This is a genomic window from Pseudotenacibaculum sp. MALMAid0570, from assembly GCF_040151415.1.
Lineage (GTDB): Bacteria > Bacteroidota > Bacteroidia > Flavobacteriales > Flavobacteriaceae > Polaribacter.
Genome location: NZ_JBDKWF010000049.1, coordinates 141669 through 165598, shown reverse-complemented (window position 1 = coordinate 165598; position 23930 = coordinate 141669). Strand labels below are relative to the sequence as shown.

The window sequence follows — 23930 nt, the reverse complement described above, 5'->3', positions numbered from 1 at the left end:
CTAATTATTCTGTTGCTTTTTTATAATTAGCAAGTAATTTTCTTACTTCACTTAAATCATAAACTGTAGGGAACAACTCTTGAATGATAGTATGATAACCGTAATCGATTTTCATTCCACTAATCAAATGTGCAACTCCGTGATTCTCTTTGTTCAACACAAAAAACAATCCTGACAATCTGTATTCGATTTCTGCAAAATTCTTATAGAGTTTTTGAGCACGAAATAGTACTTTAAGAGCATCATTAAAGTCGCCTATAAAAAGTAGCACATCAGCTAATGCCACAAATATTTCTATAGATTCATCTTTTAAATCTAAGCAATTTTCAAAACCTTTAATAGCTTCTTCATAGAAGCTTAATTTTATATTAATATCTGAGTATTTTCTCCAGTACAAAGCATTATTTTCATCTATTTTCAATGCTTTAGATATATAGTACAACGCTTTTTGATAATCACCTCTTGAATAAAAAGCATCTGTTAACAATATCCATCCTTTATCTAATAAAGGGTCTTCATGCACTGCTTTCTTATAATAACTAATGGCTGTTTCAAGTTCATTCAAATGCTGATAACACTCTCCTACTCTAACATAAGCATATGCTGTAGGGTCATCAAGCTCAAGTGTAATCATATAATTTTGAATCGCATCTTCATATTCTCCTAGCTGTTCGTATGTTTTTGCTTTTTCAAGATAAGCTCCTATAAATGACTCATCAATTAAAACCGCATAGTCAAAACAGGTTAAGGCTTCTTTAAACATACTTAAGACAAAATACTGTCGCCCTAATTGATGCCAAGCAACCTCACTATATGGATTTTTATTGATGTAAGAATTTAAGAAATCTATGGCTTGCTCATGATCTTTTTCCATGTCAAAACAATAAACTACATTGTATAAAGCAGAATAATCTTCAAAGTCCACATCAATGCATTTTGCAAAGCTCAATCTGGCATTTTCAAAATCATCCAGATACAAATATTCCATTCCCATCAAAGACCAAATATCCACTTTATCGTCAGAATGGATTAAGGCAATCTTTAAATTCTGAATTGCTTCATTATGACTTCCTTCTTTTGAGAGGATTGTAGCTTTTTGAATATAAACCTCTTCATTATTAGGAGCTAATTGCTCTATTTTCTTAACAAGTTTACCAGCTTTTTCAAGATTGTTATCAAAAATTAGAATTTCAACTTCTAGCAATTTAAGGTCTATCGATGTAGGATGTTGTTCTAATCCAAGTTGCACAGCTTTTTTAGCAAGGGAATGCTTTCCAGTATCCAAATAGTGAACTATAATTTCTTCAAACTCCACTAAATCGAAGAAATATACACTATTTGTTTTTAGCATCGATTCAAACTTAGACAATGGCATACGCAATTATGATTTGAATTACTTCTTTAAAATTAACATTCATCTTAAGTATCTACAGACAAGCCTGTTTTTGTTTTCAACAATTTAATTAACAATTCAAATTTCATGCTAAAATTGATTTGAGTAGATATTATTTTGCACATCTCTTTTTTTACACTAGCTTTGCCCTACTTTAGCAACTAGGCTAAACGACACATTTCTTATGAGCAAAAAAGTCTTACTAAACTCTACAGAAATTGAAATCATCCTTCATCGATTGGCGTGTCAGTTAATTGAAAACCATAACGATTTTTCAGAAACAATTCTTATTGGGCTACAACCTAGAGGAGCTTATTTAGCTCAGAGACTAGCAAGTATTTTAGAGAATGAATATAAAATCAATGGAATAAATCTGGGGTTATTAGATATTACTTTCTATCGTGATGACTTTAGAAGAAGAGATGAACCTTTGGAAGCAACAGATACTCAAATCGACTTTTTGATTGAAAATAAAAAAGTGGTTTTAATAGATGATGTATTATTTTCTGGAAGAAGTGTAAGAGCTGCTCTAACAGCTATTCAATCCTACGGAAGACCAGATACTATAGAATTGTTAGTGCTAATAGATAGACGTTTTAGCAGACACTTACCTATTCAGCCTAATTATAAAGGAAGGCAAGTAGATGCCATTAATGAAGAGCGTGTTATTGTACATTGGAAAGAACTCCATAAAAAAGACGCCGTTTATATAGATAATAAATAATTATGAAGCAGTTAAGCGTAGAACATTTATTGGGAATTAAATACCTAACTAAAAATGATATCGACCTTATTTTTGAGACTGCCAATCATTTTAAAGAAGTTATCAATAGACCCATTAAAAAAGTGCCTTCTTTACGTGACATTACCATTGCAAACTTATTTTTTGAAAATAGTACACGAACCAAACTATCTTTTGAATTGGCAGAAAAAAGACTTTCTGCTGATGTGATTAATTTCTCAGCTAGTCAATCATCAGTAAAAAAAGGAGAAACTCTTATTGATACTGTTAACAATATTTTATCTATGAAAGTAGATATTGTAGTGATGAGACATTCTAACGTTGGGGCAGGTGTTTTTCTTTCTAAACATGTTGATGCAAAAATTATTAATGCTGGAGATGGAACACATGAACATCCAACTCAAGCTTTATTAGATAGTTACTCTATCAAAGAAACCTTAGGTTCTGTAAAAGGTAAGAAAGTAGTTATTGTTGGAGATATTTTACATTCTAGAGTAGCTCTTTCAAACATATTCGCCTTGCAATTACAGGGAGCAAAAGTGAAGGTTTGCGGCCCTACTACACTTATTCCAAAATACATTACTAGTTTAGGTGTTGAAGTAGAAACTAATATTAAGAAAGCTCTTGAATGGTGTGATGTAGCAAATGTATTGAGAGTTCAACATGAGCGAATGGACATCAAATATTTTCCATCAACAAGAGAATACACTCAATTGTTCGGAATCAATAAAGAAATCCTAGACAATCTTGGCAAGAAAATAGTAATCATGCACCCAGGACCAATTAATAGAGGTGTTGAAATTACAAGTGATGTAGCAGACGCTGATCAATCTATTATCTTAAATCAAGTTGAAAACGGTGTTGCTGTAAGAATGGCTGTAATCTACTTACTTGCACAACAAATCAAAAGATAAATCATGAATATCCAACACAAAGATTCATATACTTTGGTTAGTATTGACGAGGGTTCTTATGAAGAATTTCAACAAAAAATTGCTGATTTAAACTCTAATCATTTGGTTGTTGAAGTTTCAGAAAACCTTAACATTGATGAATCAAAAATCTTATTATTTTTGAATATTGCTTCAAATTTTAAGTCAAATGGCATGTCATTTGTAGTAATAAAATCAGGCATCGATATTGATGATTTTCCAGAAAATCTTAATATTGTTCCTACATTGCAAGAAGCTGAAGATATTATGGAGATGGAAGCAATTGAACGTGATTTAGGTTTTTAACTAAGCAAACTGTATGATTAAAAAAGTACTTTTTACACTTTTTCTATTTACTGCAACGTTAGCATTTTCTCAGAAATCGCTAACGAAATTGTCTGCTGTACCAAATCCTTTTGTCACAGAAACAAAAATTAACTTCAATTCAGATTCAAATCAAACAATTGTTTTAAATATTAAAAATGTTCTTGGTAAAACTGTTTATTCTAGAAGGTTTAAGATTAAAAAGGGAAAGAATTCAATCCCTTTTTCTAGAAACGATTTAAGATCTGGAATGTATATTTACACAATTCAAAATAGCAAAGAGCTTGTTTCTAAACGTTTTGTAATTAAATGAGTTTAGAACTTACTATTTTAGGTTGTCATTCTGCTACTCCAAGAGTAAATGCTCATCCAACCGCACAATATTTAGAGATCAATTCCCGTCATTTTTTAATTGATTGCGGGGAAGGCACACAACGTCAAATGAGAAAATACAAAGTTGGTTTTTCAAAAATCAATCACATTTTTATTTCTCACTTGCACGGAGATCACTTTTTTGGTTTGATTGGCCTTATTTCAACTTTTGGAATTCTCAGCAGAGAAAAACCATTACACATTTACGGACCGAAAGGAATAGAAAAATTAATTCGCATACAATTAGAACTATCTAAATCGCATGTGAATTTCGAGATTACTTTTCATGAGTTAATCTCTAAGAAAAGTGAGCTTATTTTTGAAGACGATAAAGTTCAAGTGAAAACTATACCTCTTAATCATAGAGTATATACCAATGGCTTCTTGTTTCAAGAAAAAGAAAAACCCAGAAACCTTAATATTGAAATTATAAAACAATATGAAGAAATTGAGGTTTGTGATTACAACAATTTGAAAGCTGGAAAGGATTTTGTTCTTAAAAATGGAAATACAATAGATAATAAAACACTGACTAAAGAACCTCCTAAACCAATTAGTTATGCTTATTGCAGTGATACATCCTACAAACCAGACATTAAAGAAGTAATTGCCAATTCTGATTTACTATATCACGAATCTACTTTTTTATCCGACAAAGAAGATTTGGCTAAAAAAACAAAACACTCTACTGCGAAACAAGCTGCGAAAATTGCTGAAGCCTCTAATGTAAAAAAACTTATTTTGGGTCATTACTCTAGTCGTTATAGTGATGTTTCTCTCTTTAAAAAAGAAGCTGAAGAGATCTTTGAAGATGTTATATTAGCCGATGCCGGAAAGAAGATTAGTATTGGTTAATTTTTAACAATACTAAGGTACAAGCAACCTCTGTTTCAATTCTTTTTTCATTTAATAACTTAATAAGTTCAATATTCTCTGTCCCAGGATTAAAAATGACTCTTTTCGGTTTCAATGTAAGAATGTAATCATAGTATTCTTGCTGTCTTTTCGGGTTTAAGTATAGCGTTATAGTATCAACATCTTTATACTCTTTCCTTGCTATATCAATTGTTACATCGTCTACAACCCCTTCCCTCAATCCAAAGGCTACAACAGGAATATTTTTTTCTCTTAATCGGCGAATAGCAATGTTTGAATACCTAGATTCATTTAAAGAAGCCCCTAAAACTAGTGTTTTTTTGCTCATATGTTAAGAATACGTTAAACAGTGTTAAACTAGGTAACAAAGATACAACTTACAGAGTCTACTAAGCATCATAAACAAAAAACTCAAAAATTAACCAAATGAAAAAATTATTGCTTTTATGCATGCTAACCGTAACATTTAATTCCTTTTCACAGTTAGCTAAAAGCGAACTACCAAAACCTGGTGTCGTTTCAGGAAAAGTTGTTGACGACGCTACTAAAGAACCTTTACCATATGTAAATATTGTAGTGAGAGATGCTGCTAAAAAGGTTTTAACAGGAGGAATTACAGACGATAATGGAAAATTTAAAATCAAAGATATTCCTGAAGGAAACAGTTTTGTTGAAGTTCAATTTATTGGATACAAAACATTTTCTCGCCAAATTAGCATTACTTCAAAAAACAGAAACCTCAACTTAGGAACCATAGCTTTAAAAGAAGATTCTTCGCAACTAGATGAAGTAGTTGTTAGAGCTGAAACATCTACTGTTGTACAAAAAGTAGACAGAAAAGTAATTAATGTTGGAAAAGACTTAACATCAGCTGGAACTACAGCTTCTGAATTACTAAATAATGTACAATCTGTGAGTGTAGACAGTCAAACTGGTCAAATAAGTTTACGTGGAAATCAAAATGTACGTGTATTAGTAGACGGAAGACCAACGAATATTCCTACAGCGCAATTACTTAAGCAAATTCCTTCAAACTCTATCAAAACTATTGAATTGATTACCAATCCTTCAGCTAAGTACAATCCTGAAGGGATGAGTGGTATTATCAATATTATTTTAAATAAGAATGCGAATATTGGTTTTAACGCTGCCATAGATGGAGGTGTAACTGCGGGTCATTATGTACGTTATAATGCTTCTGCAAATATGAACTATAAGACAGGAAATGTAAACTTCTTTGCAAATTATGGTCATAATAGTGGAGACAATTACAACTTTGGTTTCGTTGAAAGACCAGGTGTTAACTTACAAGAATTTGTTTTTACCAGTGGAAGTCAAGCTGATTTATTAAAGATAGGTGCAGATATTTATCTTAATGATAAGAACACATTGTCTTTATACACAACTCAAAACTGGTCAAATAATACGGCTAATGGCTCTGCTATTATTACTGCAAATGGAGTTGTTGTGAATAATTCGCCTAACACACAAGCCTCTGATAGTCAAAATGGCGCTTACAATTTAAACTATAGAACTGATTTTGATAAGAAAGGTCATAACTTAGAATTTGAATTAACATACTCTAAAAATAAAGCTCCACAAGATTTAGTGAATAGTGATTTGTTAGATCCTACAAACGGTGAGTTGAATTATTTCAACGACATCGACATTGAAAGAACAAATACTTTGTTTAATATTGATTATACAAAACCTATTTCGGAGAAATCTAAATTAGAATTAGGAGTAGAATATCGTGCTGATAATACCGAAAACACGAACTTGACAAATCAGGTTGGATTTACAAACTCTTCTTTCGATTACGACAGAAAAATCTACTCAGGTTATGTAAATTATAATCATTCTTTCGGAAAAGTAACGATGCAATTAGGTGCTCGATTAGAAAATTATGAAATTGAAGGAACGTTTAGAAGAGCAACTCTAGCAGATGAAACAGTAACAGACGAGATCTTTACTGTATATCCATCAGCGTTTTTCACGTACTCTCCTTCTCAGAAAAATCAATTCCAATTAAGCTATAGCCGAAGAGTTGATAGACCTGGTATTCAACAGGTAAACCCAATTAGAGAATGGAGCACTCCATTAATTACATCAGTAGGTAACCCAGATCTTGTACCACAGTTTACAAATTCGTTTGAATTAAATTATACAAGAAGAATTAAAGGAGGTTCTTTATCTTTTGGGACATTCTATAGAAAAGTGAATGATGTAATCTCTAGAGTTACTTATAGAGACCCTTCAGATCCTAGTAACGTAAGACAAATATTATCATTTGCAAACTTTGATGACACTGATGCTTATGGATTAGAATTCTCTACAAGTTTTAGGGTTACAAAATGGTGGAGAGCTAATTCAAGTATCGACTTCTATTCTCAAAAACAATTTGGAACTAATGATTTAAGCAATCCAAATGCGCCAAGAGTGGAAGTAACCAATCAGGCTTTTAATGCTAGAATTATTAATAGCATCACAGCAACAAAAAAATTAAGAATACAGTTATTTGCAATATATAGAGGTGCTAACCAAGATATCCAGTGGGAAGTTGATCCAATGTGGATGGTAACAGCAGGAGCAACATACTCTGTATTAAAAGGGCAAGGAACATTCACTTTACGATTCAATGATATCTTTAGAGGAATGAAGTTCCAATTTAACTCAGACAGACCATTTGTTCAAAATGGAAGATTCCAATGGGAAAGCAGAACAAGTTTCCTAGGATTCAACTACAGATTTGGAGGAGGAAAGAACAGAGCAAAATCTCGTAGACAAAGAGATAGCAATGAGAAGCAAGGAGGCGGAGGCTTCTTCTAAAAAGAAAGTTTTTAATTATTTGAATACAAAAAGCCACATATCAATGTGGCTTTTTGTTTGTTATTCTCCATTCTTTATTACAAAATTTCTCAAAAAGAGAATTTGTATTTACTCAAATATTTTCTTCTACAAGAAGCAACCTTTTAAAAAAAATGAAGTCTATATTATAAAAGCCTATAAAATGTTTCTCACTAACTGTAAGCATTTTAAGTAAAACCAGACTTATAAGTTAGAGATTTTCTGAATTTTAGATATAAAATAAAAAACACACATGCATGAAAAGTAATGAGGTGGCGAATTCCTTTAAGCGCTGCTTTCATTTATTTGAGTTTGAAAGCCGCTACAAGCGGCTTTCTTTTTGTTAATATGTCTGTGTATTATTTCGCGTAAATAGTCAATAGTTTTCAGGTTTTTTTATTAGATTTGAAAAGTTCTAAAAAACCCACAATAAACTAACTGAGATGAAAAGATCCCTCGTTACGCTTTTATTGGTAGCTTTATCTACTAGTATTTCAGCGCATTCCTATCGAGTAAACCAGATAATTACGCAGTAACTGCAGAAAATTATATTGATTTTATTCCGATTGCACCAATTCAAATTAAAGCTGATGTAATTAGTGCAACCTCAAATAATGAGATTAAAGCACAAACTACATTGCAAATGTCTATGGATAAGCAATCTGTAATAAACTTTATTCCTAACGAATCTATGGAAACAACTATTCAGCGTTTTAATGCTGACGGGACTGTTTCTTACTTGTATTCTGGAAGATCCTTAAAAAAAGGGACATATCGATTAATAGTAGACTACAACAAATACATCATTCAAAGCATCGAAGGCTCTGGAAACGACAGTTGTGTTGGATATGCTAAAATTGGTGTTGGGTTGCGTATTGTTGCTAACATTAACGCTTTAAAGAACAATATCGATATTAGTAGCTTAGTAGCTTTAGGCGCTGCTGCTGCTAGAGGAGAAGTTTCTGGAAGTGTTGGATATGAAGTAGTAGGAATAGAATCTAAAGAGATTACTGCTGTTATACCAATCAACTCAGAGATTACATCATCTATCAATCAAGTATTTTTACAAGCTATTGGAGTTGTGAAAGGAAAAATTTATGACAGCTCTACAAGATTGTATCCGCAAGTAATTGCTATCAAACATACTGGATGTGATTTAAAAACTATTACTAAAAACTTAATTGGACAATACGGAGCTTCCAATTAATTTAATAAAAACATCATAAAAAAACCGAAGCAAATTTGCTTCGGTTTTTTATTTAAAATCAATTTTATATTACCATCTTATCACCACACTTCCCCAAGTAAATCCACTACCAAAGGCAGCCAATACAACTAAGTCTCCATCATTAATCTTTCCTTTCTCCCAAGCTTCAGTCAACGCAATAATTACTGATGCGGCAGTAGTATTACCATATTTCATAATGTTGTTGTAGACTTTATCATCACTCAATTGAAATTTTTTCTGAATAAATTGAGCAATCCTCAAATTTGCTTGATGAGGAATTAACATATCTATATCTTCTTTTTGCAATCCATTTGTTTGTAATCCTTCAACAATAGCTTCAGAAAAACGAACCACTGCATGTTTAAAAACAAATTGGCCATTCATATATGGAAAGTATGACACGTCATCTGGATTGTTTTCTTCAAGAATTTCTGGAACCCAACGCCCAGTTGAAGGTCCTTCTAACATTAGTTCTCTTGCATGTTTTCCTTCTGAATGTAAATGAGAAGATAAGATTCCCTTTCCCTCTTCTTCACACCTAGATAAAACAGCAGCTCCGGCCCCATCACCAAAAATAACTGTTACTCCTCTTCCTCTTGTAGATCGCTCTAATCCTCCTGAATGATTTTCAGAACCTATCACCAAAATATTCTTGTACATTCCTGTCTTAATAAATTGATCTGCAACAGATAATGAATAAATAAATCCAGAACATTGATTACGAACATCTAATGCTCCAATGGTAGGCATATCTAACATGTCTTGAACTCTAACACCTCCTCCGGGGAAATACATATCTGGACTTAAAGTGGCAAAAATTATAAAGTCAATATCATCTTTTGTTAACCCTGCTCTTTCAATAGCAATTTTAGAAGCTTTTACAGCCATGGTAGAAGTTGTTTCTCCAGTAGCTGGATCAATCCATCTTCGTTCTTGAATTCCAGTTCTCTCTTGAATCCATTCATCACTGGTATCCATCCATTGTTTTAGATCATTATTGGTTACCACATTATCTGGAACAAAATAACCTAAACCTGTAATTTTAGAATTATACATAATTATTTATTCTCTTTTTGTTATTAATACAATCTAATATAAGTAAAGTTATTAATTATTTATACTTTTATTTCAATTCAACAAATTCAACACATCCTTAAACAAAACAATAATGAATAGAAAAGACTTTTTAAATCTGTCTGCAAAAGCTGCTCTCTTTCTAGGAATAACATCATTTAGTTCTTGTGACGATAAAAAAGATGAACAAACACAAACACTTTTATCTAAAAGCGCCCAAGGAAATGCTTTTGGTCTAACGGCTGATAAAATTGACAAAGTTAGAGTAGGAATCATTGGTGCTGGAAATAGAGGCGCAACACTCATTCAAATGTTTGATTGGTTAATTCAAAATAATCATGCTGAAATTGTTGCTATCTCAGACTTACAACAAAAGAAAGTAGAAAAACTAAACGAGCATTTAAAAAAGGCACAACCAAAAGGAGCTCAATTATATGCAGGAAATGAAAATGAATGGAAGAAAGTAGCCGAACGAGATGATATAGATTTATTGATAATTGCTACTCCATGGGAATGGCATACAACTATGAGTCTTTACGGAATGGAAAATGGCAAGCATGTTGCTTGTGAAGTTCCAATTGCTTATACCTTAGAAGATTGTTGGAAGCTTATAGAAACAGCAGAAAGAACTCAGAAACATTGTATGATGATGGAAAACTGTTGCTTCAATGGAGAAGAGCTATGGGTTTTAAATATGATTAATCAAGGAGTTTTTGGCGATTTAACACATGCTGAAGGTGCATACATTCATGATTTAAGAAAGCATTTACTGGATGAAACATATTACGAAGATCAATGGCGCATCAAACATCATTTAAAAAAGGATGGTAATTTTTATACAACCCACGGATTAGGACCAGTTAGTCAGTATATGGATATCGGTCGTGGAGATACATATGACCATGTTGTATCGATGAGTTCTCGAGAAAAAAGCTTGAGTGATGCAGCTAAAAAGTACAATAGTCCTCATACAAATGTCAAATGTGGTGATATGAATACAACACTTATCAAAACTAAGCTTGGAAAAACAATCATGCTACAGTTTGATGTTCATACTGGTAGACCCTACAACCGATTAAATACTGTGGTTGGAACCAAAGCTGTTCACGAAGGATATCCTTCAAGACTATATATTAATGAAGACGAATTAGCTTGGTGGGGACACAAATGGCTTGATGAAGCCAAATACAAAGATTACAGAAGTAAATATGATCATCCTTTATGGAGTAAACTAAAAACTCAAATTTCTGACAATGCTGTTGGACATGGAGGAATGGATTTTGTGATGATTTATCGTTTAATTCGATGTTTAAACAAAGGATTACCTTTAGACATTAATGTTTATGACAGTGTCTTATGGAGTGCTATTACTCCTCTATCAGAACTGTCTGTAGCTCAAAATAGTGCTTCAATAAAAGTTCCTGATTTTACTGGAGGAACATGGCAAACAAAACGAGAAACAGAAATGTTGCGAGATATTTAAAATATTATTCTAAAAAATCATAAAACACCGAAGGAAATTTCGGTGTTTTTTTATGTCATCTTGTCACAAAAATTCCTTTGGTATTTTTTTTGACTATCCTTTCCCAAATAATAATAAAAACAAAGGAAATTATGAGTAAAGGAAATATTAATGTATCGGTAGAAAATATCTTTCCATTAATTAAGAAATTCTTGTATTCAGATCATGAGATCTTTTTAAGAGAATTAATCTCCAATGCTACAGATGCAACTACAAAATTAAAACACCTAATTTCTATTGGTGAAGCAAAAGTAGACTACGGAAACCCGCAGATTGAAATTAAAGTAGACAAAAAGAATAAAACACTTCATATTATTGATCAAGGTCTAGGAATGACCTCTGAAGAAGTAGAAAAATACATCAATCAAATTGCTTTTTCTGGTGCTGAAGAGTTTCTAGAAAAATATAAAGATGAAAAAAATGACACTGGAGTTATCGGTCATTTTGGTTTAGGTTTTTACTCAGCATTTATGGTTGCTGATAAAGTAGAGATTATTACTAAGTCTTTTAAAGACGAAAAAGCAGCTCATTGGACTTGTGACGGATCTCCAGAATATACCTTAATTGAGCATGACAAAACAGAAAGAGGATCTGAAATTATTCTTCATATCTCTGAAGATTCAACAGAGTTTTTAGAAGATTCAAAAATCACTGGACTGTTAACTAAATACAATCGTTTCAACCAGATTCCAATCAAATTTGGAACCAAAGAAGAAACCTTACCTCTTGCAGAAGATGCAGAAGAAGGAGCTACTCCAGAAAAGATTACTGTAGATAATATTATCAATAATACAAATCCAGCTTGGACTAAAAAACCTAGCGATTTAGAAGATGAGGATTATAAAAATTTTTACAGAGAATTGTATCCAATGCAATTTGAAGAATCTTTATTTCACATTCATTTAAATGTAGATTATCCTTTCAACTTAACAGGAATTTTATATTTCCCTAAGTTGAGTCAGAATTTGGATATGCAAAAAGATAAAATTCAATTGTATCAAAATCAGGTTTTTGTTACAGATAATGTTGAAGGAATTGTACCTGACTTTTTACAGATGCTAAAAGGAGTCATTGATTCTCCAGATATTCCACTTAATGTTTCTAGATCTTACTTACAAGCTGATGGTGCTGTAAAGAAAATTTCAGGATATATTACTAAAAAAGTAGCGGATAAATTAGCATCCTTATTCAAAAACAACCGTGAAGACTTTGAAACAAAGTGGAATGATATCAAAGTAATTATTGAGTACGGAATGTTGTCTGAAGAAAAATTCTTTGATAAAGCAAAGAAATTTGCTTTGTATCCTTCAGTAGAAGAAAAATTCTACACATTTGATGAATTCATCGAAAAAACGAAGGATGCTCAAACCGATAAAGATGGCAATCATATCATTTTGTATGCAGCTAATAAAGATGCGCAGCACAGTTATATTCAAGACGCAAAAGCAAAAGGATATGAAGTCTTACTATTAGACTCGCCTATCGTTTCGCATTTGATGCAAAAATTAGAAACTTCAAATGAGAAAGTAAAATTTACACGAGTAGATGCTGATCATATTGACAATTTAATTAAGAAAGACGATACTGTAATTTCTAAGTTATCTGATGAAGAAAAGGAAACATTAAAACCAATGATTGAAGAAAATGTTCCGAAAGAAACTTATACAGTTCAATTAGAATCTATGGATTCTGATGCCTCACCTTTCTTAATTACCGTTCCTGAGTTTATGCGAAGAATGAAAGAAATGAGCGCAACTGGCGGAGGAATGATGGGAATGGGCAACTTGCCTGAAATGTACAATTTAGTAGTAAATACAAATCATCCTTTGGTTAGCGAAATTTTGAATACAAAAACAGAAAAAAAACGTAACCGTTTAATTAAACAATCCTTTGATTTAGCCAAGTTATCTCAAAACCTTTTACACGGTGAAGAGCTAACCAACTTTATTAAACGTAGTTACGAGTTAATTAAATAAAGTTTATTTCCATAAAAATAAAAGCCTCTTGAATTTCTTCAAGAGGTTTTTTTATTTGATTTTTTTGCCAAGCTATTTTTAATTTCACTCAATAAAAGGTAACTTTCGCTAGTGTTTCAGTATTAATAACTCAATGTTGGTTTTTAATACAAAAACGAACTTTAGTTTTGATCTAACTTTTAAAACATATAATTATGAAAACTATATTGTCAAAAAAAATATTCCTCAGAGCTACCTTAAGCTTCCTATTTCTCTTTTTATTTGTTATAGCCTCAGCTTATGCTCAAAGTTTTGAAGTAAGAGGCGTAGTCAAAGGTAAATCTAGTACAGAAACTGAAACTATTGCCCTATCTGATGTTAATGTCTATTTAAAAGGTACACTAACAGGTACTACTACTAATAGAAAGGGAGAATTTAGATTTCCTAAAAAATTAAAGTCAGGCGATGTATTGGTTTTTTCTTATTTAGGATATCAAAAGAAGCAAATAAAACTGCAAAGTAATTCTACTTTTTTGACTGTAATTTTAGAAGAAGATGATAATACTCTTTTAGGAGCTCCAAGGAGCAATAAACGTTACAAATCCAAAAGATCTAAGCAATAATTTCTTTAGCTTATGCGTAAGATTTACATCCTATTGCTTATTGTTTTATGGATACTACCTACCCATTCGCAACAAAGTGACTTTAAAAATATCAACTTTAGCAAAGCTGATAATATTGCTCAAAATTATCGAAAAAGTAAGCTCAAAAAATTAAATAAGCTCACCTTATTGCTTACCCAAAATTTAAATTCAGATATAGAAAAATTTAGGGCTATTTACATGTGGGTTACTCACAATATTGCTAGTGATCACAAATTGTACAAGAAGAACAAACGTAAGAGAAAAAAATTTGCGAACGATTCTATTGCTCTCGAAGAATGGAATTCTAAATTGAAAAAAGAAGTATTTAAAAAGCTCATAAGAAGAAAAAAAACAATCTGTACAGGATATGCCTATTTAATAAAAGAAATGTGTGAGATTGCTGGAATTGAGGCCAGAATTATTCATGGCATTGGAAAAACTACTGAATTAACTGAAGAAGATTTCAAATATCCTAATCACTCATGGAATGCTGTGAAAATAAATGGGAAATGGTATCTCTGTGATCCTACGTGGGCTTCGGGAATTTCTTACCCAGAACAAGGTAGATTTGATTTCGATTATAATAACGGGTATTTTTTAAGTAATCCAGATTTATTTGTTATGACTCATTATCCTTTAGACCCTAAGTGGATATTGCTTGATAAAAATGTTCCCTCTTTCAATGATTTTATAAATGCTCCTATTCTTTATGGCGATGCATACAAATCATTATCAAAGCATATTCTGCCTAAAGAAATGCATCACGAGATTCAAAAAAATGATGTTATTACATTTCAATATCTACTAAAAAAAGGAATTAATCCTAAAAAGATAAAGTTTATCATTGTTAATGGTGTTAGTGAACTTACCAAAACCCCAAATACCATAAGAAAAGGAAACAGTTTATCTCTACAACTACCTTTTAAAAACAGAGGATTTTATGATGTACATTTATACTTTGACAATCAATTGATTGCTACTTACACTGTTAGAGTTACAAAATAAAAAGCCTTTTGAATTTCTTCATGGTTTTTTTATTAAAACATTGTAATCAAATACGGAAATAATCATTAACCTTATATTTCAAACAAACCTCTTTGTAAAAATCAAGGAGGTTTTTTTATTATCTTAGAACCAGCTAACTATTTATGATTTTTCCTCATGAAAAAATTCTCTTTCTTACTTGTTCTATTTTCCGCAAGTGTTATTGCTCAAACCAATACTGAAGTATATTTATTCGATTTAAAAAAAACAGATAATGGTTACACATTAGTCAACAAAAAGAATATATCTCAAAATAAAGGATATGATAGTCAACCTCATTTTTATGACAATCATATTCTTTTATTTTCTTCATCAAGAAATGATCAAACTGATATTGCTAAGTACGATATTAAAACGGGAAAAAAAGTATTCATTAATAGCACTCCAAAAGGAGGAGAATATTCACCTCAAAGAATTCCTAAATCTGACGATGTATCAGCAGTAAGATTAGATGATTCTGGATTACAGCGCTTTTACAGATACAGTATAGAAAATGGAGAATCAAAAGAGCTTATACGAAGTTTAAAAGTTGCTTATCCTTTTTGGTTCAATGAAAAGATTGTTGTTTCCTCTATAATCGGAAAAGGAACATTAGACCTTGTTATTAGTGATCTAAAACATAAAACTAATTTCACCATTCAAAAAAATATTGGTAGATCTATTCACAGAATTCCTAACACAAATAAGGTAAGTTATATAAGTAAGAAGAATGAGAATTGGGAAGTTCGATCTTTAGATGTTGGAAATTTACGAACAGCTAAAATTGCTGATCTTGATGGAAAATACGAAGATATTTGTTGGTTATCAGATGGAAGTGTATTGCAAGCTAAGAAAAATCAAATTTTACGATTCGATCCAAAGTCAAGTAAAGAATGGGAAGTTTTCTTTACTATAGACGACAGTGAGATTCAGAACATTTCAAGAATTATTGTAAGTCCAGATGGAACAATGATTTCTATTGTTGGGGAAGAATCTCCAAGGTTTGTTGTTCAAAAGCAGTTAGATGCATATAACAACAGAGATATAGATGCTTTTGTAAAAGTATTTGCTAAAGATGTAAAAGTATATAGTTACCCAAATAAACTTCTATATAAAGGAAGAGATGGAATGAGAAAAAGATATGCTGCATTCTTTAAAAATACTAAAGACTTACATTGTAAAATTATCAAACGAGTTGAAAAAGGAAACTATGTAATAGATGAAGAATTGGTTACCGCAAATGGCAAAAAGATTAATGCCGTAGCTATCTACGAAGTCAAAGACGGAAAAATAATTACTGTAACTTTTTTATAGTCCAGATTCTCTTTTACTAAAATATCCTTTAATGTAAAATATCTGTACAAAAATCATAATAGAGAACAACAACATTGCATAAAATGTTGCAGATGATATAGAGAAACCTTCAAAAACTCCAGATAGATTAACTTTATCTAGAAACGAAAAATCTATAGGTACTTTATCTAAAATACTATCTTCTTGTTTTTGAAAAGGAATAAAGAATAAAGCTACAATAACAGCAACTATAGCGAACCATACTTTCTTGGAAATTAATGGAACATACTGTGTTGATTTAGAACTCTCTTTGTCTAAAACACTCATAATATGATTTGTAAAATCTATTGATGGAGATTCTAAAGGTATTTCTTGAAGTTGTTTTTTTAAAAAAGCATCAACTTGCTTATTGTTATTTTCTTCCATAATGATTAATTATTTCAGGTTCAACTCTATTCTGCACAATGGCTAGTAGTTTTTTTCTAGCTCTATGTAACTTCACTTTCAAATTTGCCTCTGACAACGAAGTTACATCAATAATTTCTTTTAAACTTAATTCCTTGTAATAGAACATCCATATAATGGATCGTTCATCTTCTGGCAATTCATACAAACAATCATTCATCAATTCTGCTCTTTCTTTTCTTTCAATACTCTGCATTGTATCTTCAGTAGCTCTTATTCTATTTTCAACCACTTCATCAATAGCATCTGTATGATATCTTCTAGAGTTTTTCTTAATGCGATCCATACAATTGTTATACGCTATCTTATAAACCCATGTAGAAAACTTAGAATCACCCTTAAAATTTTTTAACGACTTAAACGCCTTTATAAAAGTATCTTGAGAAACTTCTTCAGCTTCTTCCCTACTCTTATTAATTTTAAGTGCTAGTGTAAATACCATATCCTTATACTTTTCCACAAGAAAAGCAAAGGAATTAGTATCTCCTCCTAATACTTTGTTTATATAATGTTGGTCGTTGTTAATAGTCATTATGTATAATGACTGTTTATGGTTATTATAGGTTACAAGATTTCATGAAAAATATTTTTTTTATTTTTTGTAACCTTTTTTCAAGTAAGGATGTCATACCCTACAAACACATTAAAATTAATCATTTAAAATAATATATCATGCGTGAATCTCATATGGATGAATCTGTCTTAGTAGTCTTAATTCTACTTATCATCTTCGGATCTATTTTTGGAATTTTCTATTTATTCTTTTCAACAAGAAATAAAGAACGTTTAGCTCTAATTGAAAAAGGAGCTGATGCTACTATTTTCACTAAAGGAAGAGAAAGAAATCCTGCACCTTTTTGGAAAGTATTTGTGCTTAATGTAGCTGTTCTTTTAATGGGAATTGGAGCAGGTACTATTATCGCAATGATTTTAGAATCTACTTTATATCTAGATGAAGATGCCTTATATCCTGGCTTGATTTTCTTAATGGCTGGAGCAGGCTTATTTGTTGGGTTTAACTTAACAAAGAAACTAGATCAAGAATAACAACAAACCACTCTTTATTTTAAATCGACTTAGTTTCTAAAATTAAGTCGATTTTTTTGTTCCTTATAAACTCTTATCTTTAAGCTTTTCATAAACATATGAGTAAAGATTACACCAATTCTTCGTTCAAAAAATTATTAGATAAGCTACAACAAGAAAGTTGGCAATTAGAATTACTAATTTCAGGTTTTGCCATTTTTGGACTATTTTCAGCTATAGATAGTATTTCTATTAAATTAGATGTTGCACAACACGATAAAAGAATTGTTGATACACTTATTTGGTTTGCAGCTAAAATATCATGTTGGATACTTATTGCCAATCTGTTAATTCACGTGATTTTAAGAGGGCTTTGGATTGGTGCCTTAGGATTGCGCTATGTTTCTGGTGATATTGACTATGATGAACTAAAATACTCACCAAAATTCACTAAACATCTCCAAAAAAGGATAGGATCTTTTGATAAATATATAGCTACACTAGAGAACTATTGTAGTATCCTTTTTGCAGTTTCGTTTCTATTTATTTTTTATTTTTTAGCAAGTTTTGCCTTTGTAATTCTGCTGTTAGTTATTGCTACGTTCCTAATAAGCAATGATCTCTCTGGTGTTTGGGAAAATGTTCTTACCTATACAGGAGTTGGATTGATTATTTTCACGCTCATAGGTATGGCATTAACCTTTATCGATTTTATCACTCAAGGTTTTTTGAAAAAAAAGAAATGGACTACTTTTTTCTATTTTCCCATCTATAAAGTATTTAGTTATGTAACATTGGCATTTTTGTACAGACCTTTAGTATATAACTTTTTAGATAATAAATTTGGAAGAAGACTAAGTTGGATACTCGTTCCTGTATATGTAGGCATTATATATACTTCCTCTTATTACTACGTAGAATCTAATTATTTAGATTATGGTTTAAGATCCTCTAAACACTATGCCAGTAAAAGCAATTATGAAGATTTATTGTCAAAACAAAACGAATTTATTAGAGTAGCCACCATTCCTTCCAAAGTAATTACTGAACCATATCTAAAGATTTTTATTGTATTTGATGACAATGTAGAAGGCAGATTATTTAGCTATAACCCTGGATTAAAACCTAAGATTGATGAAAGAGGTTATACAACGGATGCTGTTTTCTTTAGCAGTACAAGTTCTAGAGAGATAAATAAAAAAGATAGTTTACGAACCGAGTACTTTAAAACCTTTAATGAGGTTTATCAAGTGTATATAGATAATATTTTATATGAAACAGAATTTGTAGGCGCCACCAATAGTAGAAAGAATTTAGGTTTTGAATCTTATGTAGATATCAAAAATTTAACGCCTGGTAAGCATCTGTTAAAAATTACTAGAAAGAGGATTAGAAAAAAGGATACTGCTAACTTTATACAAGTTAGAATTCCTTTTTGGAGCTTTAAAACAAACTAATTATGAAAAAATATTTATTTCTTACAATCTTCCTTTCTATAGGAATTCTTAATGCTCAGACAGATACTCGTATCTATGACATTATTAATAATGTGAGTGCAGAGAGAATAAAAAAAGACATTACCAAACTGGCAAATTTCGGAACCAGACATACCTTAAGCGATACTGTTTCTAATACACGTGGGATAGGAGCAGCAAGACGCTGGATTAAATCTGAATTCGATAAAATATCCTCAGATTGTAAAAACTGTTTGAATGTCTTTTATCAAAAAGACTTAGTAAAAGAAGATGGTCGAAGAATTGTAAAAGATGTAATGGTAGTGAATGTGGTAGCTATTCAAAAAGGGACAAAATACCCGAATAGATACATCATTATGAGTGGTGATATTGATTCTAGGGTTTCTAACCCTAATAATTACACTTCTGATTCTCCCGGCGCTAATGATAATGCTTCTGGGATGGCCGGAACAATTGAAGCTGCTCGAGTTTTATCAAAATATGAATTTGAAAACAGTATTATTTACGTAGGCTTATCGGGTGAAGAACAAGGTTTATTTGGAGGACGTGGCTTAGCAGCATATGCCAAAGAAAAGGGTTGGGAAATTATCGGAATCATGAATAATGATATGATTGGAAACATTAAAGGCGTGGATGGTGTTATTGATAATAGAACCTTCAGAATTTTTTCTGAGCCAGTTCCTCCTACCGAATCTGAAAGACAACGCAGAGCTAGACGTTTTTATGGAGGTGAGGTAGACGGAATCTCACGTCAACTTGCTAGATATATCCATAAAACTACCAAAACTTATATGCCAGAAATGAATCCAAAAATGATTTACAGATTAGATCGTTTTGGTCGTGGAGGACATCACAGAACTTTTAATGATGCTGGTTATGCAGGAATTCGAATCATGGAAGCTCATGAAAATTACACACAACAACATCAAGACATTAGAACCGAGAATGGCATTGAATATGGAGATAAAATCAAATTTGTGAATTTTGATTATGCAAAAAAGTTAACAGCTGTCAATGCAATCAATCTTGCTAGTATTGCTTGGGCACCACCATCGCCAAAGAATGTTCGTATTGGTGGAATTGTACAAGCTTCAGCAAAATTTAGCTGGGATAAGGTTGAAGGTGCCAAAGGATATAAAATTTATTGGAGAGATACCACTTCTCCAACTTGGGACAACTATCAGTATGTAGAAAACGTTAATGAATTTACTTTAAAAGGAATTGTAATTGACAACTATTTCTTTGGAGTTTCAGCTGTTAGTACTAACGGACATGAAAGTATTGTTACTTTTCCATCAGGAATTTTAAGAAACTAATTCAGCTTTGTAGTTTAAAGAGACTCTTCTACAATAAGCCAGAGATTAAGATAAATATCTAGCAATCTTTATTTTATCAAAACATTATACATTTAAAATAATGTTAATATCCCTTATACTTTATTAATGTTGTTTAACTTTTTATTATATTTGTTAAACAAAATTAATATTTATGAAACCACTTTACCTAAAACTAGTCGCTATAAGTTCCCTTATATTAGTTTCTTTTCAACCTTCTTCTAATCAAGATTTTGTAGGTCAGGCTTACTATTTTTCAAAATCAAAAATGGAATTGGGAAATTGGGGAGCCAGATTAAGTCAAGCGCAAAAGAACCAAATACAAAATAGACTAAAGAATAGGCTTGAAAAAACATTTGTTTTAAGTTTTAATCAGAAAGAATCAATGTTTATTGAAGAAGAAAAACTTGATGCAGTATCTGGTGCAACAGATTCTTGGGGTGGTAATTTTACTAGAGGAGATCAATATAAAAATGTAAGAGAAAATTCGCTGGTACAGAGTCAAGAATTTTATGGAAAACGATTTTTAGTAAAAGACAAATTGTATACTATTGATTGGAAAATGGGTTCAGATTCAAAGCAAATAGGTCAATACACTTGCTATAAAGCTACAGCTATGGTTCCAGTTTTTGAATTGAATTGGTATAATTTTTCATGGAGTGATATCAGAAGACCTTCTGAAAACAAGGAAGAAAAAACAAAAGAAAAAGAGGTAAAAATGATTGCTGTAGAAGCATGGTATACACTTGATATTCCTGTATCTCATGGCCCTGGTGAGTTTTGGGGGCTTCCTGGTCTTATTTTAGAAGTAAGTGCTGGAAATACAACAATGCTATGCTCTAAAATTGTCTTAAATCCAAAAAAAGCAATTACTATAGTAGCTCCTAAAAAAGGGAAAGAGATTAATAAAAAAGATTATCAAACTACTATCCGTAGAAAGATGGTTGAGATGAGAAATAATAGATTTAGTAGAAGTCGAAGCAGAAGAAGTCGTTAATTTTAAACTATTTCAATTCTTCTATTTCTTAAAATATAGATTCCCCTGAGATTACACGTTTATAAAATTGCTATAAAATTTGAGTTTAGGTTTTGAATAATTGCCGTTTCATACAACTATTTAAAACCAGTTTTTGATGTAATTTGACATAAACCGCAATCTAAAGATTGCGGTTTTTTGTACTTTTAAGTTTTAAGTAAGCTTTAAAAATTAAAAAGACTCTTTTGGAAAAACCTGAAATCTATTTTAAAAACGATGTTGAATGGAGAGATTGGCTATCCAAAAATCATGATTCTTCTAGCGGAATATATATTATTCTGTATAAAATAGAAACAGGTATAGAAAGCATGCGCTGGGAAGATGCTGTTAAAGTAGCTTTGTGTTATGGTTGGATAGACTCTACAGTAAAAAGTCTAGGTAATGGTAAACGCAGACAATACTTCTGTCCTAGAAAACCAAAAAGTGTTTGGAGCGCTTTAAATAAGCGTTACATTAAAGAACTCACTGCAAACAACTTAATGCATGAGAGTGGTTTTACTATTATTGAAATTGGCAAAAAAAATGGTTCTTGGACTGCTTTGGACAATGTTGAGAAAGGTATAATTCCTAAAGATTTACAAACGGCATTTACTAAAAATAAAATTGCATTTGAAAACTATCAAAACTTTGCTCCAAGCTACAGAAAGAGCTACCTGTATTGGCTAAATCAAGCAAAAAGAGAGACAACTCGCCAAAAAAGAATTGAAGAGATTATAAAACTCTGTTCGGCAAATCAAAAGACAAAAGGTGGCTGGTAAATTTTGGTTTTTTGTATTTTTATAGAATGCAGAAAGTACTAATAACTGGAGGAACTGGTCTTATTGGAAAACACCTATGCGTTTTTTTAAAAACGAAAGGCTATGAAGTACGATTACTCAGTAGAAATCAAAATCTTAACTCAGAATATGAAACTTTCATCTGGAACATCGATAAGCAAATTATTGATGAGAAGGCTTTTGAAAACTTAGATTATATTATTCATTTGGCCGGTGCTGGAATTGCTGATAAAAGATGGTCTAAAAAAAGAAAGGAAGAAATTGTAAGAAGTAGAATTCAATCTACTGAATTGCTTTACAAAACTGTGAAAAAATTACAGACTCCATTAAAAGCTTTTATTTCTTCTTCAGCAATTGGTTATTACGGAGCTATTTCTAGTGATACTATTTTTAAAGAAGATGATAAGGCTGGAGATGATTTCATCAGCAATGTTTGTCAATTATGGGAAAAAGCAGCTTTTCAATTTCAACAAGAGAGTATAAGAACTGTAGCTATTAGAACTGGAATTGTGTTAAGCAAAAAAGGTGGGGCTTTATCTAAAATGAAAACACCCATTGTAACTCCAATTGGTAGTGGAAAACAATATATGCCTTGGATACATATGAATGATCTTTGTGAAATTTATAGGAAAGCACTAGAAGATATTAATATGACTGGAGTTTATAATGGAGTGGCGCCAGAACACCAAACAAATGCTTCATTTTCAAAACTGCTAGCAAAATTCATAAATCGCCCTTTTCTTTCGATTGCTATTCCTGCTTTTATTTTGAAAATACTTTTTGGCGAAATGGCAGCTATTCTTATTTATGGAAGTAGGATTTCATCACAAAAAATACAAGATGTAGGTTTTTCTTTTACGTACCCAAAATTTGATGACGCATTAAAAAATTTAAATCAAAATGAAATCTAAAAACTTCGCAAAAACAACTGTAGTTTTTATTCTAAGTATATTTTTATCTAGTATACTCTTCTATTTTGATCTTGGTTTAGGAATTGCTACCATCTTTATTCTTACAGTACTTGTTTTTATAGCCAGTTATTTAGATTCAGATAAAGAATTTTTACTCTCCTTAGGTTTTCAAAAGAAAAAAGCAACTCTAAAAAACCTTTTGATTTATGCGCCTATTACAGCTTTTATTATCTTAATGATTTATAGATTTCTTTTGGTTCCAATAGTTACTAAGTTCACTGGAGTTCCTATAGATATTTCAGCATTTGATCCTATAAGAGGAAATCTAAGCATTCTACTTAGCACTTTAGTTTTAGTTTGGACTTCTGCTGCTTTTGGGGAAGAAATTATCTTTAGAGGTTATTTTATGACTCGGTTTTCAAAGGTTTTTGGAAACAGTTCTTTTTCGGTAGTAGCTAATGTTATCCTATTTGCTATTTTCTTTGGAGCTATTCATGCTTATCAAGGTCTTACAGGACAGATATTAAGTGGATTAACAGGAGCAATAATCGCTATCTTATTTCATTTAAAAAGAAATGATCTTTGGTTCTGTATTGTTGTCCACGGAATGATAGACACCTTTGCATTTATTGCAGTATATCTTAATATTTTCTAACAAAAAAGGCTACTAAATAGCAGCCTT

General features: G+C 31.4%; 24 protein-coding genes. 19 read left to right on the top strand and 5 right to left on the bottom strand.

Going from position 1 to position 23930, the window contains the following annotated elements; genetic code table 11:
* Positions 1-4: 4 nt before the first annotated feature.
* The gene (locus tag AAON49_RS11035) at positions 5-1375 is read right to left on the bottom strand and encodes a tetratricopeptide repeat protein (protein ID WP_349554605.1); all 1371 of its coding nucleotides are present in this window, start codon (positions 1373-1375) and stop codon (positions 5-7) included.
* Positions 1376-1577: 202 nt separating this feature from the next.
* On the opposite strand from AAON49_RS11035, the gene pyrR reads away from it, so the two are divergent.
* From pyrR to AAON49_RS11010, 5 genes are read left to right on the top strand one after another with little or no spacing between them, the layout of a single operon-like run.
* Positions 1578-2117: a bifunctional pyr operon transcriptional regulator/uracil phosphoribosyltransferase PyrR gene (gene pyrR / locus AAON49_RS11030; RefSeq protein ID WP_349554604.1), complete on the top strand. Its 540-nt coding sequence runs from the start codon at positions 1578-1580 to the stop codon at positions 2115-2117.
* Between the two features lie 2 nt (positions 2118-2119).
* On the top strand, positions 2120-3049 hold the full coding sequence (locus AAON49_RS11025; protein ID WP_349554603.1) for an aspartate carbamoyltransferase catalytic subunit: 930 nt from the start codon (positions 2120-2122) through the stop codon (positions 3047-3049).
* Positions 3050-3052: 3 nt separating this feature from the next.
* Positions 3053-3373: a hypothetical protein gene (locus AAON49_RS11020; RefSeq protein WP_349554602.1), complete on the top strand. Its 321-nt coding sequence runs from the start codon at positions 3053-3055 to the stop codon at positions 3371-3373.
* Positions 3374-3386: 13 nt separating this feature from the next.
* Positions 3387-3704 carry a T9SS type A sorting domain-containing protein gene (locus AAON49_RS11015; protein ID WP_349554600.1) on the top strand — a complete coding sequence of 106 codons (318 nt, stop codon included), beginning with the start codon at positions 3387-3389 and terminating at the stop codon, positions 3702-3704.
* Complete coding sequence (locus AAON49_RS11010; protein WP_349554599.1) at positions 3701-4618, top strand: ribonuclease Z; 918 nt, start codon at positions 3701-3703, stop codon at positions 4616-4618. The genes AAON49_RS11015 and AAON49_RS11010 overlap by 4 nt, the downstream gene beginning before the upstream one ends.
* On the opposite strand, the gene AAON49_RS11005 is transcribed toward AAON49_RS11010, so the two are convergent.
* Positions 4605-4967: a CoA-binding protein gene (locus tag AAON49_RS11005; protein ID WP_349554597.1), complete on the bottom strand. Its 363-nt coding sequence runs from the start codon at positions 4965-4967 to the stop codon at positions 4605-4607. The genes AAON49_RS11010 and AAON49_RS11005 overlap by 14 nt on opposite strands.
* A gap of 98 nt (positions 4968-5065) precedes the next feature.
* On the opposite strand from AAON49_RS11005, the gene AAON49_RS11000 reads away from it, so the two are divergent.
* Positions 5066-7468, top strand: coding sequence for a TonB-dependent receptor domain-containing protein (locus tag AAON49_RS11000; protein WP_349554596.1), 2403 nt, complete (start codon positions 5066-5068; stop codon positions 7466-7468).
* Between the two features lie 661 nt (positions 7469-8129).
* On the top strand, positions 8130-8693 hold the full coding sequence (locus tag AAON49_RS10995; RefSeq protein ID WP_349554595.1) for a hypothetical protein: 564 nt from the start codon (positions 8130-8132) through the stop codon (positions 8691-8693).
* Between the two features lie 69 nt (positions 8694-8762).
* Here the strand turns inward: AAON49_RS10995 and AAON49_RS10990 are convergent, their stop codons facing one another.
* On the bottom strand, positions 8763-9770 hold the full coding sequence (locus AAON49_RS10990) for a 3-oxoacyl-ACP synthase III family protein (RefSeq protein WP_349554593.1): 1008 nt from the start codon (positions 9768-9770) through the stop codon (positions 8763-8765).
* A gap of 112 nt (positions 9771-9882) precedes the next feature.
* Here AAON49_RS10990 and AAON49_RS10985 point away from each other — a divergent pair, with 112 nt between their 5' ends.
* From AAON49_RS10985 to AAON49_RS10965, 5 genes are all read left to right on the top strand, one after another.
* Positions 9883-11271 carry a Gfo/Idh/MocA family protein gene (locus AAON49_RS10985; protein ID WP_349554592.1) on the top strand — a complete coding sequence of 463 codons (1389 nt, stop codon included), beginning with the start codon at positions 9883-9885 and terminating at the stop codon, positions 11269-11271.
* A gap of 131 nt (positions 11272-11402) precedes the next feature.
* Positions 11403-13286, top strand: a complete 1884-nt coding sequence (htpG, locus tag AAON49_RS10980; protein WP_349554590.1) for a molecular chaperone HtpG — start codon at positions 11403-11405, stop codon at positions 13284-13286.
* A 194-nt stretch (positions 13287-13480) separates the two neighbouring features.
* Positions 13481-13888: a carboxypeptidase-like regulatory domain-containing protein gene (locus AAON49_RS10975; protein ID WP_349554588.1), complete on the top strand. Its 408-nt coding sequence runs from the start codon at positions 13481-13483 to the stop codon at positions 13886-13888.
* Positions 13889-13900: 12 nt separating this feature from the next.
* The gene (locus tag AAON49_RS10970) at positions 13901-14914 is read left to right on the top strand and encodes a transglutaminase domain-containing protein (RefSeq protein ID WP_349554587.1); all 1014 of its coding nucleotides are present in this window, start codon (positions 13901-13903) and stop codon (positions 14912-14914) included.
* Between the two features lie 156 nt (positions 14915-15070).
* Positions 15071-16246 carry a nuclear transport factor 2 family protein gene (locus AAON49_RS10965; RefSeq protein WP_349554586.1) on the top strand — a complete coding sequence of 392 codons (1176 nt, stop codon included), beginning with the start codon at positions 15071-15073 and terminating at the stop codon, positions 16244-16246.
* Here AAON49_RS10965 and AAON49_RS10960 read toward each other — a convergent pair.
* Together AAON49_RS10960 and AAON49_RS10955 are read right to left on the bottom strand one after the other, a co-directional pair.
* Positions 16241-16651, bottom strand: coding sequence for a hypothetical protein (locus tag AAON49_RS10960; protein WP_349554585.1), 411 nt, complete (start codon positions 16649-16651; stop codon positions 16241-16243). The two genes, AAON49_RS10965 and AAON49_RS10960, sit on opposite strands and share 6 nt — an antisense overlap.
* Positions 16638-17222, bottom strand: coding sequence for an RNA polymerase sigma factor (locus AAON49_RS10955; protein WP_349554584.1), 585 nt, complete (start codon positions 17220-17222; stop codon positions 16638-16640). Before AAON49_RS10955 ends, AAON49_RS10960 begins: the two co-directional genes overlap by 14 nt.
* A gap of 140 nt (positions 17223-17362) precedes the next feature.
* Here AAON49_RS10955 and AAON49_RS10950 point away from each other — a divergent pair, with 140 nt between their 5' ends.
* The 7 genes from AAON49_RS10950 (at position 17363) to AAON49_RS10920 (ending at position 23903) form a co-directional block, all read left to right on the top strand.
* Positions 17363-17737: a DUF6249 domain-containing protein gene (locus AAON49_RS10950; protein ID WP_349554583.1), complete on the top strand. Its 375-nt coding sequence runs from the start codon at positions 17363-17365 to the stop codon at positions 17735-17737.
* 98 nt (positions 17738-17835) lie between these two features.
* A complete protein-coding gene (locus AAON49_RS10945; protein WP_349554582.1) occupies positions 17836-19173 on the top strand; it encodes a hypothetical protein in 1338 nt (445 codons plus the stop codon).
* A gap of 2 nt (positions 19174-19175) precedes the next feature.
* The gene (locus tag AAON49_RS10940; RefSeq protein ID WP_349554581.1) at positions 19176-20507 is read left to right on the top strand and encodes a M28 family metallopeptidase; all 1332 of its coding nucleotides are present in this window, start codon (positions 19176-19178) and stop codon (positions 20505-20507) included.
* A gap of 172 nt (positions 20508-20679) precedes the next feature.
* Positions 20680-21522 carry a GLPGLI family protein gene (locus AAON49_RS10935; protein ID WP_349554580.1) on the top strand — a complete coding sequence of 281 codons (843 nt, stop codon included), beginning with the start codon at positions 20680-20682 and terminating at the stop codon, positions 21520-21522.
* Positions 21523-21746: 224 nt separating this feature from the next.
* Entirely contained in the window at positions 21747-22319 is a 573-nt protein-coding gene (locus AAON49_RS10930) for a YdeI/OmpD-associated family protein (RefSeq protein WP_349554578.1), read from the top strand.
* Between the two features lie 26 nt (positions 22320-22345).
* Positions 22346-23248 (top strand): TIGR01777 family oxidoreductase, encoded by a 903-nt coding sequence (locus AAON49_RS10925; RefSeq protein WP_349554577.1) that lies wholly within the window; start codon positions 22346-22348, stop codon positions 23246-23248.
* Positions 23238-23903 (top strand): CPBP family intramembrane glutamic endopeptidase, encoded by a 666-nt coding sequence (locus AAON49_RS10920; protein ID WP_349554576.1) that lies wholly within the window; start codon positions 23238-23240, stop codon positions 23901-23903. Before AAON49_RS10925 ends, AAON49_RS10920 begins: the two co-directional genes overlap by 11 nt.
* The last annotated feature ends 27 nt before the right edge of the window (positions 23904-23930 follow it).